Below are 18,332 nucleotides of genomic sequence, written 5' to 3' on the forward strand. Positions count from 1 at the left end.
GCTAATTTTGCTCTAAAAAATGATTGAGTTGCAGTGACTCAAAGATGATTTCATCATGAGAGAAAACACTGAAACCAGTGTCAGCTATATTGCCGGTGGAGAACTCTAAGCTCACATTATGACCATTTCTAAACCAATCTTGATCCCAGCGTAATTTTATCCAGCCTTGCGAAAAGTGGCCTAAATGTACTTGCTTACGCCAACCTACACTGGTGATATATTGCCATGTGCTATTGGGCCTATCATCATCTGCAAACTTATAATAACTGGTAAAGCCTGCCTGAAAAATGTGACCACGGTAGTATTGATTCCATGAGGTTCCAAAGCGTAACAAGTCGAGGCTCGTCCAATCAGTGTTACTGGTGCTGCCTGCCAAAAAGTTAAGATAACTATCGACCCAAGGTTGGTATCGATACTGATATTCTCCTCGCCAACCATGAGGGTGATCTTCACGGTAAAAATTATAGATGTCTGAGTTTAAGCTCGAATCAAACAAAAAGTCATCGAGCGAGGCACTACTGTAGCTATAAAAAGGGCTCACTTGCCATTGATGGCGATGGCTTTGATCAAATCGCCAAATTTGACCAATTTGTACGTAGGCATTTATGCCGTATTGACTCGATAGGGCCCCTTGACTGGACTGCCAAGATGTTTGCAATGCGCTGTCGATATACCATGGACTGTCATGATCTTGCCACGCGTGGTAGCCATCAATAGATAGTATGTCTGCGTCTTGCTCACTTATTGAATACGTTAAGTCGACGCGGTACCAGTTTTCATCATCGACTAAACGAAATCGCGCGCCGAGGTCTAAACTATGGCGAGTAGGAATGTCTTCACTGGTTTCAAATATGCCACGGCGATTATACGCAATGAACGCTTGCCAGCTTAAATCTTCCGATTGAAACTTAGCGACTTCGCTCTGCATTGTTTGCACTTGCTCAGGCAACACATAGGTCAACGTATCCGTTTTAAGTTGAGGAAGTGGTTGGTAGCTTGAAATCTTATGGTTTGATTCATTTAGTTGCCACGTGTACAACCTGGCATATTTTAGTTTATCAGTGGTGACTTCAATTTTTCCTGCTGGGTGGAAAAAAGTACGTTCTATTCGTCGATCATACTCATGGTTGTTATTACCTTTAAGCATTTGCTCTAATTTTACTAATCTATCGGCAGGCAATTTAGCAATTAAATGTTTGTTAGGCAGTACGGTGTAAAAAAGTAACTTGTTAGGCAAGGGTAGGTCATACCAACGACCATTACGATATTCCTGTGCACTTAGTGTTATCACCTGTGATAAATACGGATTGAGCCAATGTAATGAAACGACACTATCAACCAATTCTGATTTGTTAAACCCAAATGCAGTGATTTTATCCGGCTCAACAGACCATGTTTTAGTGGTATCTTTTAAATTAATTGCAATATTGGCTACGTTGCCTTGCGATAATTCCGCATCGGAAAAGTGAAAGTTCAAGCGTATTTGGTTTGAGCGAGTTTGCGATAAGTCAAGGTTTAGGCTGTGCAACGGGCGCAGCAGTAACCCATTTTTGAAGTCATGCCTGCTACTGCTGCGCGATAACTGATCGCTCACACTCGTTTCGCTGAGAGAATCAACTGTCAGCAGTTGGGTACCAGCAAAATCAACGTATTCGTCAATGGGTGTCCATTGGCCATAACTTTGAACCCGAGACAGCAGCGACTCAAGGCGTTCAGGCAAGGTTATAGAGCCTAATTTAGCTAACACCTGTGTATATTCATTAATACCAAGGGTGTTGTCAGATAACTTAAACAAGGCATTGTTCAATAACGTTTTTTCACTTATTGACTGGTCATACAGTAAATTAATAAATGGCTGTTGCCAGTAATGCGGTGTTGCCATATCTTGATATGTAAAGTCATTTAATAAAGACGCTTGCACAACCTGTAGGCTTATATATACGGTGTTATCACTATGAAGCCGAACAGACTCACCAGGTTGTAAAGTGATTAAACTGTCACTGGCAATAGAAAGTAATTGGCTGCTGTCCGCGAGTGCTGTCGTTGAGTTTATATCTGAATAAATAGGCAGTATGTTTTGTTGTTGGTCTTTGGTGGCGAACACCCAGCTCATTTTATATTGACCATTTTGCACACTCTTACTGCGTGCCCGTATTGAGAATGTAATCGGTTGACTCGTAGCTGTTAATGTAATCCCTTGTTGGTTGTTTAGCATGTAAGCCTGAAATAAATCACTTGGGTTAACTAAGGTGTTGCTGCCTGCATGCGCTAAGGAATAAACAGCATAATGTTTATCTGCTTCAGTCCCTTCACGCCAATTTAAACGCGCATAGCTGCTTTTTAATTTTGGCTCTTTTGTTAAGTCATGGCTAAGCCACACTGCAAGAAGGTGTTTTTGCTGCTTAATCGCAAGCTCTATCATGAACTGTTGACAAGTGTTTAGTATTTTAGCTGCGTCAGCACACAAGCCGAGTAGTTTATAATCCAGCTCTAGATTAGTGTATTTTTCTAAAAGTGCCTGAGCGGCATACTTTTTAAGCTCAGGAATTGGGGAGCTGTTATATAACCCTTCAAGGTAGCTTTTAGCCAGCACACGTCTACCTTGTTGCGATAATAGCTCGATACGCAGTTGCCATGCTTTCATTGCAATAGGAGAGGTCGCTGAATTTACTAATGATTTGAGTAATTGAAGTGATTTTAAAGGGTCGCTTTTTCTCAAGTCATGTGCTTTTGCATATTGATTATGCCAGTGGATTAGTTGCTGTTGTGTCTCTTTTACGTTTATAGATTGCGGGTTGTACGGGACTAAACTATTGGTATACTCATTGCCTATTAAAGTAAGCTTATCGCTAAGAAGTTGGCTGATAACAGGGCTTTTTTTAATTAGCTTACCAGGTTGCAAGTAAAGTAGTTCATTGTTTGGGAAGTCCAACAATTGTGAACTTTGCAATACATATTCTATAGGCTGTCGCTTTGGGTCCAGGTTTTGAATCGTTAATGAGCTTGAAGCTAAAGGTATCGCCAATTCAAACGCAGAAAAATTTTCGCTTTTTAATAGGCTTAAATGCCATTGTTGATTGCCACTACTGACCAATATGTGTGTGTCAACGTGACTGCGCGCGTGTAATGTGATTGTTGACTTAACGCGTTGTTTGGTTTTAAGGTCAAAGTGATGAGGAAACGTCTTTAAAGAATGTATTTGAGCGTATTCCTCTGAAAGCACAGGGTAGCCAACATCATCAACGAGACGCATACCACTTAAGCTATCGAAATGTTCAAATCGGCTATTGAAAAAGACGTTTTTATGGGCCGCGGGAGTTAAGTAATGACTCGTTGAAATCGTCTTTAATAGATCTTGATAGCGCCGCTGGGTAAGCAAGTCACCATTTTGATAAACGTTAGAGTCAATAATAGATAAGTCTTGATTCAGGAAAACCTGTTTGAGTGTTTCATTTAGGTTGTTGACCCAGTAGGGTTGGAAATGCTTTTCCTGCTGTTTATCAAGGGCCTGATCGTCATATATTGCGCGATGGCTTTGCTCTATTTTAATATAGGCGTCTGTTTTGCTACTTAGCGTTAAATATTCACCTTTGTCAATTGCGATATAGTCAGTATTGGCTAACCCGATGTGCTTTGATGGGTATTCACTTGCTCTACTTGCAAGCACACTAATAATTGCAGCTGGCTGCTCATTGATATAGGCGTATACTTTACCGTTGATATCTTTATTGAGTAAATCTTTTCGTACAGTTACCTTTAGCTTTCTAGCGTGCTGAAAATATAACTTAATTTGCTCACCCGCTTTGAAGTGGTAATAATTTTCAACGTCTTGACCATATTTAAGCCGTGTCACTTGGCGTGGCAATTTCAAGGCACGACGAAAGCTGTCGCGGTGACGCAAGTTTTCACCGACCATCGCATTGAAGGTTTTACCTGTATCTAAATGATTCGTTATTTTTATTATGCGGTTGTATGGCTGACTCGTTAATTGACAGTGCGATTGCCGACAGATGAAATCACGATGTTGGTTTAATCTTTGTTGGGCAAGGTGGCTGCTACCCGCACTCAGAATAAAAATATTAAAGTGACTACTTTCAAGCTCAAGCCACTGTCCCTTAGGTAACCATAAATATTCGCTTTGCTTAGCTTTGATATAATTTGAATGCTTACTGCCTTCTAGTAATAGCTTTGAATCAATACTCACCCATTTTGGAGAACTTAAAACGTTGTCGTTACTAGCAAAAGCGGATGAGTCAACTAAAGAAACAAAGCTGAGAAAAAAAACAATCAGAGCGTAATACATTTTTTAAATCCACTCATTAAGTTAGGCTGTTGAATAAGGTTTTTACGTAAGGCATAGCTAAGTTCAATGTGAAAAAACTCATTTTTTGGTAGTTCAATGCTATTTAAAATATTTTTAGTGCCCCCCAACTCGGATACTTCCAACGGGTAAATGGCACTCTTGAGTTTTAAGTTATTAATTAAACAATGGCTTATCTTTTTTACTTGTGTTGAGGGTGGCCGTGCGCCCTGACTGATAATTACATCAAGTGATTGGGCTTGTTTAGTGCGACGCTTCTTAGCATTAAAACCATGAATTTGGTAAATACGAGTCGCCGGCACAGTATTGGCATATGCTTCAATAAATGCATTTGCAACACTGTAGCGCGATTTACCTAAGTCGGCTTTTTGACCCTGCTTATTTAGCGTATTTCGGTGTTTTGTATTGGCTATAAATACTTGGCATTGCGCAGATAAAGATTCGGCAATGTCGAAAGTATGCTTATCAAAAAAACGATGAGGTGCATAAATAATACATGGCTTCTCATGCATGCTATAGCGTATGAGGGCGCCAGAGATTAATTCATTTTTATCATCAAGGGTTATCTCTGCGTTGAGGTGATAATTTAATTGCATGATTTTTTGATTCGTTAGCCATTGGCTAAACTGTTGTTTCAGCATGGCATAATTATCGGTAACGCTAGGCTCTGCTGCATTTAAAGTAAAGCTCAAAAGGAAGCTTAAAAGTAGGGTTGGTCTAAAGAGCCTCATCATTCCACCACCTTATTTTTTGTTCTTCACTTGGATACTCTTCGAGTATGGCAATCCAAATCGTTTTATCACTGCTCAGCTTTATATTATTAATAGCCTTTATATCACTGGTAATTTGGTTTGTGATAGCAGGGTAAGCATATAACGTGCTGTCTTTTGGGTGTATAAGAAATGCATCAATTAAAGGACTAGGTAATAAACGTAAACGCTTGTTTTCAATACTGTACTCATTTGTTAAACCGCGGTGATAGCGAGCATTCTGTGAGATATTAAGTATGATAGGCTGGTCTATTTTTGAGCTATAAGCCTTCACAACAACACTTTTTAGGCGTAGTGATGGGAATTCCAATGTGAGTGTGTTGTTGGCGACTAACTTATACACACGCTGTTTAACCCATGGCCTTTGGCCTTGCCAATTTTGGTAAATAGCTTTAGCCGTGTCTTCGATATGCGCTAACTTTTTATAATCAGTGTCTTTTAAATCAATATCTTGGGCACTGTTGTTATTCTCTTGATACACAATGTTTGCGGCAGCATTATCGGGAGTGTGTGCTGATATTTGTAGTAACTGCCGTGGTTGCACTTTTGCAAAGTTAAAAGGGGTTGGCTCAGTTAGAGGTGTAAAATACGTGTTAGGACTCTTTACCAATGCGACATTAGAAATTGGTAAAAGAGAGAACAATTCTTTTGATTGATAAAAGGTGTCTTCAATAATTACTTCAGGTGGTTCTGCAAAGACACGAATATTAATGTAAGCGTCGTTCTCCGTGAAGCTATAATGGTTATCTGCTTGTTGCTCATACCAAGCAGCGATATCGTAAAAGTCAGGGGTTTCTTTGCAAACGGTATGACACACAGAACGTTGGTAATTAAAACCACTATTACGTGACTTTACATTTATTAGAGCAGGTTGATTTGAAAAAACTTCAAGGCTGGCCGCTTTTTCACCAACACGTAAAAATAACGCTTTGGCTTTTTTAGTTAGTTGGCGCTGTGTTGTATCAAGAATGATTCGGTCAAAATGTGATGTTTCACCGTCATAAAATACGTTGAACCTATCTATTTCTACTTTGTTTATATCATACACCACGACTATCGCTTGGCTGTTTCGGGGGGCCCGCAATTCAATATTAATATCACTGTTCGCTTCAAGGGTGAAGCGAGCGTTAATCGTTTCGCTGATTTTATAAAAACCATCTTGCGATGTGAGGAGTGGCTGCATTGATTTAAATGACCAGTTAGTCAATGTACTTTGATCGCTACAAATAGTCACTAAGCCTGGGAGTAGAGGTTCGGTAATGAACTGTGTTGTTTGCTCATACTCTCCAAAGCTAACCGTTTTTGGTGCTACAAATTGACGTAAATCGTACCAAACTAGACTGATATTTGCCGTGTTGTTTTGCGTGAAAATTAAACTATCTGGTTGTTCTATTTTTATGCTTGCGCAAAGGTGTTGATCGGTATAATAGTCATCTAAATTTAGTTGCTGTTGGCTAAAATCATACGTTACAACATTGTAAGGCAGAGTCTCGTACAAAATATCTGATTTAAAATCAATACTTGGTATTCCTTGTGGCGCAAGCTTTAACCACTTAAACGCAACTGCATTAGTGATCTCTGACTCTGATAAAGCATTAACACCAAGACTTAAGTAATTTGTCGCCCGTTCGCGGCGTTCCAAAGGCAGTTTTAACCAAGCGCTATCTTTATCTTGGGCATCATTGATGGTTTTTGCATGCACTCTGACAACAACGCCTTTTATGTTCGGATCCTCTGGGGTTAATTTTAGGGAAACTGCAAAAACACCCTCAAGTTGTTTTGGGCTAATATAAAATGATTGCCCAGAGGAAACGAGTAAAGCCTTACGTTGTTCGATAATTTGTTTTATTTGCAGTTCGTCATTGGCTGGCGTTAACTTCGTTGCGTGGTGGTAAATGTTGGTTTTAATTGGTTTGTTTTGCTCATCAAGCAATGAGTACTCAATTGCATAATTGATAGGTGTATCGAGATTGAGTTGTTGTTCGAAAATGGCATTGGAAAGCACGCGAATAGCACGGGTACGTGATGGTGAGTATGCGTAAATCAAGGGTTTACTCGTTGATAACCATTGTACATTAGAACGAGTTTCATCCTCGGAGCGAGCTGTTATAGGCTCTGCAGAATTCAACCAAAGATAAAAGCTAAACAGTGGAAAGCCAGTTGCAATTAGCAAAGCTATTAAAACAATAAGTTTAAAAAAGCGCTTAATAAATTGCATAAGAGCCTTCCATCATCATAGTGTTAAAACGTAATTGATCTGTTAACTGATTCGTAATCGGGTTAAAAATAGCCAGTAACTTGGCATTTAATTGGATAGCTAAGGCATACTCTTGTTGGTCTTCAAACTCTATAGTTTGCAAAGTACAGTTATCAAAAGGTTCACATAGTTGTGCCAGTACAGTTAAGCGTTGTGAACTGGCATATTGTTGCAATACATCATTAAAATGTAGTGCGTGAGTAGGGAGCAAAACGGCCCAGTCATTCGGTGATAGTGTGCTGATATTTATTGTTTTTACATCGGGTTGAACAGATATAGCAAGCAAACGTTGCAATAAACTTTGCTGATTAACAGAAAACTGTTGTTTAAAATCAGATGCTAACCAGAGTGTTGCAAGTTCACTTTGTGACGTAAATACTTGATAACCAGATTGTGGCGAAGTACCTAGTTCTAGCCCCCTCGTGGCGGTTTGACCTTGCACTGTTTGATAATTCACAGACAACGTGCTTAAACCACTATCAAGTGCATCTATAAGCGGTTTATGATTATTGCCTGCTTGAGTATATTGAAATGCCAATGCAGTGGGTCTGATCCATGATGGGGCACTGTGACTACGAATTTGTAAATTAAGAACATTCTGATCCATTGCAACCCGGAGGTAGCTTTGATGAACAACATTAAAAAGTGCATCAACATTATTTGGCGCTAACACATTCGATTGCGGATGCGCATACGGATGAGCACCGGCAATCATAAGTTGTTCAGCTTTACTGGCAATAAATAACTCAGTCGCAAACTTAAGAGTATTGCTTTCAAATAACGGCCGAGGTACTTGAATATTTAATCGCTCACTGTTATTGAGACTTAAAACATAAATCCCTTGCCCATGGCTAAGTGCAGAGCTTTCTAAACTTGGCGCGACCAATAAAAAACGACCTTGGCTATTACGCACCAAGCTTAATTGATAGCCCATTAATCTGGCCGTTGTATTAACTTGGTTGAGTAAATTGACAATATCGTCATCAACCGTTTTTTCACTTAAGCTTGCTTTTAACCTGTACAGAGGACGTAAAATCTCAAACTCCCATAATGCGGCTTGATTAGGTGATAATGTTTTATAGTGGCCACTGCCTTTTGCCGTAATATAACCTGAATAGAAATTAACTAATTCGTTTAAAGGTCTATTTACAAAGTCAATTTCGTTTTTCTGTTCACCTTGATTGTTACGAGCAATATTAGCCAATAAAGTGGTGTAGTTTTTACGATTTAGAAAAGCCTCAAACAACTGACCTTCAAAATTACTATCGGGCAAAGAGCTTTTCGTAGCTAAACCAAAAAATGTTTCCTGGTAACCGAGTAGTTGCTGGACTAATCGTTGGGTCAATTCGCTAGGTAACTGGTTATAAATCCAATATTGGCTTGACGCACCTAGAGTGGTTTTTGCTAGTAAACGGCTGGTGCGATTGTTTACCTCACGTACTTGAAATATTTGTTCAAGTTCCATGGCCTCAATAAATGCATAATAGTAATCGCTTTGTTGATTATTTTGAGAAAGCTTTGCACTGGGCGTCAAGCTAGTACCAAAGACCATAGCGTGAGCTGAAAAGTATTTAAAAATATGGCCTGCAGAATCACTCGCAAGGCTTTCCGATGTTGGATAAGGCACTGTGACTATAAATTTTGCTTTAGGTTGACGGGCAATAACAAATAAACCGCGTTGAGAGGTCTTTCTCGCATCACGTATATAAATAAACTGTTCATCAAATTGAAGCTGGAAATCTAGTTGAGCCAAACGTGGTTGAATATGTTTGATGTATTCTAAATTGTCGGGTGATTTATTAATGTCATAAATTGCACGTTTAAAATTATTTATGTCTTGGTTTACTTGGTAACTACTGAGTTCTATCGTGCTTTTATTGTCAGTATATAAATAGCTTTTATATTCACTGATTTGTTGACTTAAGGAGCTCGTTTTTTGAATTGGGCTCACACTGTTAACACCCGTTTCTATAAATAATGAAGGGATAAACATAATAAAAAAACCAATGGCTATCGCAAGTGAGCCACCGACAATAGAGGTTTGAAACGTCGCTCTGATCACCAGACCTAACGCACTTTTTTGGTAAATTTTTAAAGCTAACAAAGTAGATAACATATAACCAAAGGCAAAGGTGTCAGTTACTTTTATCTCAGGGTAATAATGAACGACAAAATAGTTTAAAAAAAGCTTATAAATGAAACCAATATTAAAGAAAAACAATAATAGCCTAGCACCTTCAATATTGGCATTCTTTAACCTCGTATAGTGCAGCAATGATGCCCCAATAATTAATATAATGGCCGTTTCAGCAAAAGAGGTAAGTAATTTGGTTGGTTGCATTAGCTGTAAAGCCAGTAATGCTGGCAGCATGATGCCATTAAACTCCCAGCCGTATTTTATATTCGCCCGAGATGCAAAAAAGGCCGTTATTACCAGAATAATATACGCTTTCGGTGCAGCAATAATTGAGGCCGCAACCGCCTCATACATGATTGCAAGATTAGCGATACTAAAATTGGTCATTGGCATAAGCGCATAGCGCACTAGTAAATAGGTGATCGCGAGCTGAATAATGGTCACTTTCATGCCGTATTTAAAGCCGCCGTTCCACATAACGTTTGCGGTTAACGCGATAATAACTAAGCCAAGAGAATATAGCTGCGAAGAGTAATCAAAGGTAATATCCCAACCGCTCAGAATATTGGCAATTAATGGCCAAAAGAGGGTATCCATGATTACTCGCACTAAAATACTTATTAAGATAATAGCGAAGAAGCGGTCTCGACCGAACATTTCGGCATAACCGAACTTCTCCATAATGTATTTTGCACTAAAGCGCATTAAGCCGTAAACAACGATAGACTCAATAATGATAACGACTGCTGAAGTTGGGCTTACAATAAGCAGTGGTACAAGATAACCTGGGACAACTAAACCCGTTAAAGGAAAACCAAAGCGTAAGTTGAGTAAACAAACAACGGTTATACCAATCCACACAGTAGTAATAACCGATTGACCAAGGCCACCTCCAGATGGAAATAATTGTAAAATCAAATCGCCCAAGGTTATTTTACTCCATTAAATCTTTTGTTAATGGTTGCTGTTCATTAAGGAAATCACATAATTGTTTGCTAGGCATTTTCCCTATTAATAAAGCGATATCTATAAATTCAAATAATATACCAGATACTTGGAATGGCTCCCCTGATGCGCTTTGTATACTGGCTGAGTCCACGGCTCTTACATTAAGAACATAAACTTGAGTATCAAGCTTGGCCTCAAGGTAAATCTCTCCTTTTTGTAGTGTGATGTAGCGTAACTTTCCTTTTGCAGTTTCAATGTCAAGGTTAGTTATTTGGCAAAGTAAATCTAATGCTGTCATATCAAAGATTGAAAATTGATGATGTGAGGCTAATTCTTCTAATGCCTTATTTATTTGTACGACTTGTCCAAATAAATTAAAGAGCACAGTTGCAGAGCGAATATGGTTAAATACATGCTCCAACGTTGTTAACTTTTGCTCCATTTCAGTAATCGATGTTTTTACTTTTTGGCTTAAAGGCTCTTGAAGCGTCATCGTCAGAAATCGCGATAAGCTACTATTATTAGCAATCGTTTGTGATTCATATATTCGATGATGAAAGAGTAATTCACCGACTTGACCTGCAAAGGCATTTACATTTTTCTCAAAGGCTTGTTGATTAAAACGCTCATCAGGGGTAATTGTCATTGCCCAAAAGCCGCGTACATCGCCTGCGTAAGTTAAGGGTACTATGTACTGGATTTCGCCTTCATCTAGCCCTTCAAAAAATGGCCTTTCTATGACGATTACGTTAAATGCTTTTAATGCATCAGAGTAAGGAGGGCGTTTGTAATCACGTCGCATCTCTTGTATATCAGAGAGTTGGCAGTTTATAGCTCTGATTTCTGTCAGTCGATGGTCGCCTTCCTTACGGGCTAGAAAAATTGATTTATTCAGTGCCAATTGTTGATTAATTAAACGGGTGATTGAGTCCCAAGGTGAACTTTGTGATGTAAATGATTGGGGTAAATACCGGCCAATCATTTTTTGTTGTATGTCACCAATCAGATTTACAAGCTCATATTCTTCATTTAGCTTTCTGATAATAATAACCCAGAGCAGGGTGTAAAATGTTAATATAATCATTTGGCCCACAGGAAGATAAATCTGCTGCGAAATTAACATTAAATAACTTAACCCAAACCAAGTAACACTAAGTGAAGTAGCTAAAATTAGGCTGTAGATACTTGATAGCTTTTGAAAAGCAAATAACAGAGCGATTGACAGTAATAGAAATAACAATGTGCTTTGCCATTTATTAACAATGAATATTGCCTGTTCTTTTTGCAGTGTGTCTGCGATATAGGCCACTAGTAAAAGGTAATTCGTGCTTTGTGATAGCTTAGGTGCATTGAGTGAAACCCCTAATCCTGCATTCTTTTGTCCTAAAATTATTATTCTATTCTGCAATTGGCTGGCCATAATATCCATCGCCATCAAACGTGCAGCTGAAAACTTAGGTAATGCAGCTGGGGACAATTCAAAATTAATTAATGCAGCGGTATCATCACTCTCAAATAGCATTGGCCAAATAGAATTACAGCGATGCTTATCTGAGTATTTAAGTTCAATATTATATCCCGCCCAATCATTTAAAGAGGGCAGGCAGTAGTCATTATTAGGGTGCGGATAAAAAACAGTCTCTTGATTATCTTTTATTACGTTGGTATTTAATTGTAGCCGCTCATTTGAAACAACAATAATATGACTTGGCTCATATGTTTGTAACTGTTTAATTAAATCAGTGTGCTCGCGACTTAGATGCTCGCTTTCAATGAGCACGACCTCACTTTGCTGGCTCTGTGTTAAATGCGCAAGTTGGCTATAAAACAAAGCATTCACAGAGTGAAAAAGCGATATTGAGTTAGCAACAATAATGGTGCTAAACAACGCTAATATTAACCAGAAGTTTTTTTGACGCTGCAAAAGAGTTAGTTGGTGCTTTAAAGCCACAGAAGATCCAATGAAAGTACGTTAGTTAAAAGTGCTAAATGTAAGCTTGTATGTTACAGATGTAGCGGAGTCGGCATACAAAAAATCAAACCCATGCATTTTTTCTGTTTGCCAAACGCCCTCATCAATCACGAGTTTATCTTGCCAAAGTACGACTGCAATATCATCTAATGCTAAACTGGCTTCATCGTTGCTGGGAGGAAAATGTCTAAAGGTTACTTTCACCCCGCGTGCTGGCAGATTTTCTGGACCCAATGTAGTTGTGTCTGGGGGTAACGTAAAATTGTATTTAAATGCTTGCCATGAGTATGTTCCTGCTTGCGCGATATCGCTATACTCTGTAGAGAACTCTAACGCATCTTCTGCAGTAGTCGTGACTAACTTTAGCTCTAATCTACCTGCGTTTTCGCCTTTAATATAACCAATTAAACTAAAGTCTTTAAATGATTGTGGTTGGTCATTCTCGTCGTAAAAATCTATTGTGCGTACCGTTTGTCTGAACGGAATGATTGAAGGCGTATTATCAAACTGCGTTCGTGATGAGCACAATGCTTGAAGGCCGCTTCGTACATTACTTATACAGGGTGTGACGCTTTCACCGGTGTGATCCCATCTCGCAACTTCAAGTTGGTCATCATCATTATCCCAATCTTCAAAGTCGCCAAATATCATCATGTCACGGCCGAACTTAATAGATGTAGGGGTTTCGCCTTCTATTATTTCTATTTTAGATAAAAATGCAGCTGTTGAAGGTGCATAATTGCGTAAATCAATCAGGCTTTGATCTGCGCTTAGCGTTATTGTTTTTGTGTGCTGGGTCACTTGCATTTGGTTTTTACTAAAATATAAATCAGCATAGCCATCTCTAGGGATTAAAGTGATGTTATCGTCCGAAAGGCTTGCGAGTCGGCGGATTAAATAGTTACTTAAAAATCCATGTGTGAATTTAGGTTGATACCCTTCTACATAAACAGGATAAACTACCCCACGTTTTGTCGGGGTACTACTGTCTGTGTCAACCTTAACCATCACGGCAACACCCAATAAGGTTTCCAATCGGTCTTGATCAAACATAAAGTTACCAAGGCCTAAAATAGCAGGTACACCATCATACATTGCAAAGCCTTGAGCAACGTGCGGGTGGTGTGCGATCAAAAGATTAACGCCGTATTTAGCAATTGTTTCAAATCGACTTTCAATATAAGGGGTAGGAGAGTAAGAATACTCATCGCCGCCATGCATTTGTACAATTGAGAAATCGCTGTTGGTTATCGTATCTTTAACCGCATTAATCACTAATGGTGTATTGGTTAAATCAGCAGCCCCTCCTTTCGTTTCGCTGGAAACATAGTTTATTTCATGTTCATCACCGGGGATTGATGTAGCTGAAAATAGACCCAATGTTATCGTACCAACATCAAGTAATTTTGGCGCATAAGATTCTTGATTATTTTTACCAGCACCACTGTGAGCAAACCCTGCGTTATTGACTTCAATGATTGTGTCATCGAGTCCGTCTTCTAAAAAGTCATAGACGTGATTATTGCCAAGGGCTACATAGTCAATTCCAATACTAGTTAGGCCTTCCAGCGTTTCTGGTAACGAGAAGAAAGCAAACTCTTTGGTTGGGTGCACTGTTTGTGGTGTGCCAGTAACAGGACTTTCTAAATTAACCGATGCAAAGTCAGCGGCTAAAAATAACGGTGCCACATATTGAGATAGCTTTTTAGCATCTTCACTTGCGCTAGAAGGTCTAATTAACGCTTCATCAATATTTGGAATATCAGCTGACATTGTCGTGAGAGAAGGGTCGAGGTAACGACGCCCAAACATAGTGTCTCCAGCAAAGAGTAGCTCTACTTCATTTGTTTTTTTGCTTAGGAGTTTGATTACTTTTGAATTGGAAGTGTTATTTATACTCAGTGTTTCAATATGTGGTAAGTAATTAGCGGCATTTATATCTAACCGATAATTCCCAAACGGCATATCATTAAATGAGATGTTACCCGCATTGTCACTTGTATATATAGTCCCATTTAATTTTACGGAAACATTACTAGCAACTTCATTATTTTCATTCAAAATAGTGACAGTGGCGGAGTTCGTGCTTTGAAAGTATTGCTCGCGTAGTTGAGTTTCAGTCTGTTGGCTTTGAGTTTCACCCGTCTCGTAAGGGTCTTCAACCTTACATGCGCTGATATAAAAAATGAAAAAAATAGGGAGAATTAAAGTTCGTATTGTGTGCAAGCTGGTCTCTTTAACATTAATAATACAGTTGTTATTTGCTTTTTAAGTGTATGTGCTTTTAGTTTACATTAGCAACAAGCCTAAAATATGAAATATTATCTTTAAGATTAGTACTAAATTACATGAAACTGACAAGAAACCTATAGGAAATGGCTTAATTTAAAAAATAAAGTGTAATCGTCCAAAAATCTTTACAATATACTATCCACATTTGCTTTGTTCGCGTATTATTCGCGGAATATTGATTTTCTCTTTTTGAGGGTGAAATGCGTTTAGATATACACTGTGCAGACCGTATCGGTATTGCTCAAGAAATACTGAATATTTTAGTTAACTATCAGGTTGACCTAAAAGGGATTGAGGTTGATTCAGTTAACTGCCGTATGTATGTAAGTTTTCCGCCTATTGAGTTTGAGCAATTTCAAAAAATCATGCCTTCCATTCGTTTAATTGACGGCGTTATGGATGTTCGAACTACGGCATTCTTACCCTCTGAACGTGAGCATAACGAGTTAAATACCTTATTAAGGGCATTACCTGATGGGGTCATTTCAATTGATGCTAAAGGGTGGGTTCGATTGTGCAATGATGCTGCATGTAAAGATTTGCAATTAAGTGAAAAAGAAGTCATCGGCTCAAATATTAATAACCTGCTAAAAGGGTTTAATTTTACTCGTTGGTTAGAAAGTAAAGAAGTACTTGGCCAAACAACACGCGTTGAGGTTGCCGGTGAAGATTTTATTGCGGATATTTTGCCAATTTCAGTGCCGCAAGGTGCTGAAGGCGATGTGCTTGCAGGTGCGGTTATTAATATTAAATCTCAGAGTCGTTTAGGTCAGCAGGTTAGTGCCTTTAGACGTTATGGCCAAGAAAGCTTCGCAACCATTCATAACTTTAGTACAGCGATGCGCAGAGTTGTCCGAGAAGCGCGTAAAATGGCGCAGCTCGAAGCCCCTATTTTGATCACCGGAGAAACAGGCACAGGGAAGGAGCTGTTAGCGCGTGCGTGTCATTATGCTTCAAATCGTTCAGTGAAGCCTTTTATTGCCTTATCGTGTGCGTCATTACCAGATGATGTAGCGGAGTCTGAGCTATTTGGTTACGCGGGCTATGAAGAAAATGCGGCGCCTAAACGTGGTGTGCTAGAACAAGCTGATGGTGGCACGGTGTTTTTAGATGAAGTCGGAGAAATGTCGACCCAACTGCAAACTAAATTGTTACGATTTTTGCAAGATGGTACGTTTAGAAAAGTAGGCGATGAGAACGAAGTAAAAGTAAATGTGCGGATCATTGCTGCGACGCAAAAGGATTTGCCCGCGATGGTTCAAGAAGGCGCTTTTAGAGAAGATTTATATTACCGGATAAATGTATTAACTCTTGAAATTGCCCCATTGCGTGACAGAAAAGCCGATGTTGGACCATTAGCTGAACACTTTATACAAAAGTATGCACAGCAAAATGGTCATGCTACACCAGAATTGTCAGCAGAATGTTTAACGTTTTTACAAGATTACCCGTGGCCTGGTAATGTACGTCAACTTGAAAATGCTATTTATAGAGCTGTATCACTTTTAGATGATAATGAACTCAGAGTTGAGCATTTGCAGTTACCTACATTTACGCATGATCTTGGGTATTTAGAATCGGACTTTGAGGGGTCGCTTGATCAAGCTGTCAAACGCTTTGAGGCCACACTGCTTCGTAAATTATATCCAGCTTACCCTAGCTCTCGTCAGCTTGCTAAGCGTTTGGGTTTGAGCCACACCGCTGTTGCCAATAAGTTGCGTGACTATGGAATTAATCGTAAAACCGTCAAAGTTTAACTTTAAATTGGGCGCTATTGCTTAGTGCCCATATCTTTTGTCACACCATCAATCGCTATTCTATCAATGCCTTCGTTGTTAAATTTAACTGTAATACTGATGTTATTTCTGGCAAAAAAGTAGTCTTTGTTATCTAGGCTAATAACATAGTTGCCTTTTACAGGGTTTTTAAATTTACTCTTCTTAAGTTGCAGTGAGTGATCGCCAATTTGCCAGTTGAAAGATTCAATAAATCCATTATTAAATTCTTGAACCCAAATTTGTTCTTCGTCTTTTGAAAGTGTTATCGCAATAGAGTATGATTCTGGTAGTTGCATAGCATAGCTTTTACTACCAATTTTAAACTTACCATCAGCCTCATTCCAACCAAAACCAAACATAAATGGTTTTTCTAAGCCTGTTGGATAGCGAACGTTGCCTTCACCAGGATAATCAAAATCAGCCCAAACAGAACTGCTAAACATCGCACAAACTGCAGCGGTAACGAAAACTAATTTAATCATTTTTGTGTATACTCTTTTTGCTCATATAGTTGAGATTAGAGTAGATTATTCTCCAATGCAACTTACTGTGTTACACTCGGCAAATTCTTTACTGGTAAGACCTTTGTTGTGAACCTTTATTTTCGTCTTTTATTGCTATTTTTTAAGATCAAACGTAATCGCGATTACCAATCATTATTGGATACAGTTGATATTGATTATAAGGCGTTGCCTACAGATTGTGATATCAATTTACACCTCACTAATTCTCGCTACTTAGCCATGATGGATTTAGCGCGAACGTGGATGACAGAACGCGTTGGCTTACTAGGCCCCATATTGAAAAAACGCTGGTTTCCAATAGTTAATGCAACAGCGATTACTTATATACGTGATATTAAACCAATGCAGCGTTATACCATCAGCACGCGTTTGGTTGGTTGGGATCATAAATATTTTTATATCGAACAAAAATTCCACTCTGAAAGAGGGTTACATGCAATAGCTTATGTGCGTGGTGTATTTAAGCGCAGTAAAGGGGTTGTGAGTGTTGAAGAAATGCTTGAGGTGGCGGGTTTTGACGATGTCGCACCTATTTTACCCGCAGAAGTAATACACTGGAAAGAGATGCTCGAACAAAAGAAAGTAACAAACTTACCTTCTTAATTGTATTAAAAATTGCATAAAAAAAGGCCTTTCGGCCTTTTTTTGATAGTGCGTAATCTTAAAAACTATATTTTACACCTAGCATAGCAACTACAGGGTCAATCTTAACTGTAGAAGTGAGTGCCTCTGCGCCATTTGCATACACAGTTGCATCAGTCTCAATATCCATTACAGATACCATTGCATGTAGACCCCAGTTTTTATCAAACATGTAATTAAAACCAGCTTGTGCAGCTAAACCAAATGAGTTATCAAGTTTTACTTCAACATCATCTGTGCCTAATACTGATTTTAGTGCTGCAGATGGCTCTTCATCAAAAAACACCGTGTAGTTAACACCTAGGCCTACAAATGGGCGAAATGCTGACTGGCTATCTAAAAAGTGGTATTGAGCAAAAAATGATGGTGGTAAATGCTTGATAGTTGCAATTTTATTGCCTGCTAAACCACCAGCGCCATTTACGTCATGAGAGAAAGGTGTTGCAGCAACTAACTCTAAAACCCACTGTTCATTTAAAGCGTAATCCACAGTAATACCTAATTGGGTATTTGAGTCTGCTTTTAAGCCTAATGCAGTGTTTTCATTAAGCGCTGAGCTGGCATTGTCTGGGTTTACGTTGATAGCACCGACATTAACACTCAGATTTGCACTTGCAAAAGGAGACGCGATTAAAAGTGATGTAAATAACGCTGCGCTAAGTTGTTTTTTCATGCTGTTCTCCGAGAACGA

Annotated in this window: 10 protein-coding genes; 2 read left to right on the forward strand and 8 right to left on the reverse strand. The window is 38.9% G+C overall.

Annotated elements, in window-relative coordinates; all coding sequences use genetic code 11:
* Position 1: 1 nt before the first annotated feature.
* The 6 genes from ATS75_RS07810 to ATS75_RS07835 are packed head-to-tail and all read right to left on the reverse strand — an operon-like array spanning position 2 to position 14,631.
* Positions 2–4,303, reverse strand: a complete 4,302-nt coding sequence (locus ATS75_RS07810) for a TonB-dependent receptor (protein WP_058559882.1) — start codon at positions 4,301–4,303, stop codon at positions 2–4.
* Entirely contained in the window at positions 4,288–5,013 is a 726-nt protein-coding gene (locus ATS75_RS07815; RefSeq protein WP_161936891.1) for a hypothetical protein, read from the reverse strand. Before ATS75_RS07815 ends, ATS75_RS07810 begins: the two co-directional genes overlap by 16 nt.
* 25 nt (positions 5,014–5,038) lie before the next feature.
* Complete coding sequence (locus ATS75_RS07820) at positions 5,039–7,309, reverse strand: hypothetical protein (protein ID WP_058559884.1); 2,271 nt, start codon at positions 7,307–7,309, stop codon at positions 5,039–5,041.
* A complete protein-coding gene (locus ATS75_RS07825; RefSeq protein ID WP_058559885.1) occupies positions 7,296–10,412 on the reverse strand; it encodes a poly-gamma-glutamate biosynthesis protein PgsC/CapC in 3,117 nt (1,038 codons plus the stop codon). Before ATS75_RS07825 ends, ATS75_RS07820 begins: the two co-directional genes overlap by 14 nt.
* Before the next feature lie 7 nt (positions 10,413–10,419).
* On the reverse strand, positions 10,420–12,384 hold the full coding sequence (locus ATS75_RS07830; RefSeq protein ID WP_058559886.1) for a hypothetical protein: 1,965 nt from the start codon (positions 12,382–12,384) through the stop codon (positions 10,420–10,422).
* Between the two features lie 21 nt (positions 12,385–12,405).
* The gene (locus tag ATS75_RS07835) at positions 12,406–14,631 is read right to left on the reverse strand and encodes a CapA family protein (protein WP_235591150.1); all 2,226 of its coding nucleotides are present in this window, start codon (positions 14,629–14,631) and stop codon (positions 12,406–12,408) included.
* A gap of 266 nt (positions 14,632–14,897) precedes the next feature.
* On the opposite strand from ATS75_RS07835, the gene tyrR reads away from it, so the two are divergent.
* Positions 14,898–16,454, forward strand: coding sequence for a transcriptional regulator TyrR (gene tyrR / locus ATS75_RS07840; RefSeq protein WP_058559887.1), 1,557 nt, complete (start codon positions 14,898–14,900; stop codon positions 16,452–16,454).
* Between the two features lie 14 nt (positions 16,455–16,468).
* Here tyrR and ATS75_RS07845 read toward each other — a convergent pair whose 3' ends face one another.
* Entirely contained in the window at positions 16,469–16,957 is a 489-nt protein-coding gene (locus ATS75_RS07845; protein ID WP_058559888.1) for a hypothetical protein, read from the reverse strand.
* Positions 16,958–17,065: 108 nt separating this feature from the next.
* Between ATS75_RS07845 and ATS75_RS07850 the strand changes: the two genes are divergently transcribed.
* Positions 17,066–17,602, forward strand: coding sequence for a thioesterase family protein (locus ATS75_RS07850; RefSeq protein ID WP_058559889.1), 537 nt, complete (start codon positions 17,066–17,068; stop codon positions 17,600–17,602).
* A 58-nt stretch (positions 17,603–17,660) separates the two neighbouring features.
* Here ATS75_RS07850 and ATS75_RS07855 read toward each other — a convergent pair whose 3' ends face one another.
* Complete coding sequence (locus tag ATS75_RS07855) at positions 17,661–18,314, reverse strand: OmpW/AlkL family protein (protein WP_058559890.1); 654 nt, start codon at positions 18,312–18,314, stop codon at positions 17,661–17,663.
* Positions 18,315–18,332: the final 18 nt, after the last annotated feature.

The sequence above is a fragment of the Pseudoalteromonas sp. H105 genome (genome assembly GCF_001469215.1).
Taxonomy (GTDB): domain Bacteria; phylum Pseudomonadota; class Gammaproteobacteria; order Enterobacterales; family Alteromonadaceae; genus Pseudoalteromonas.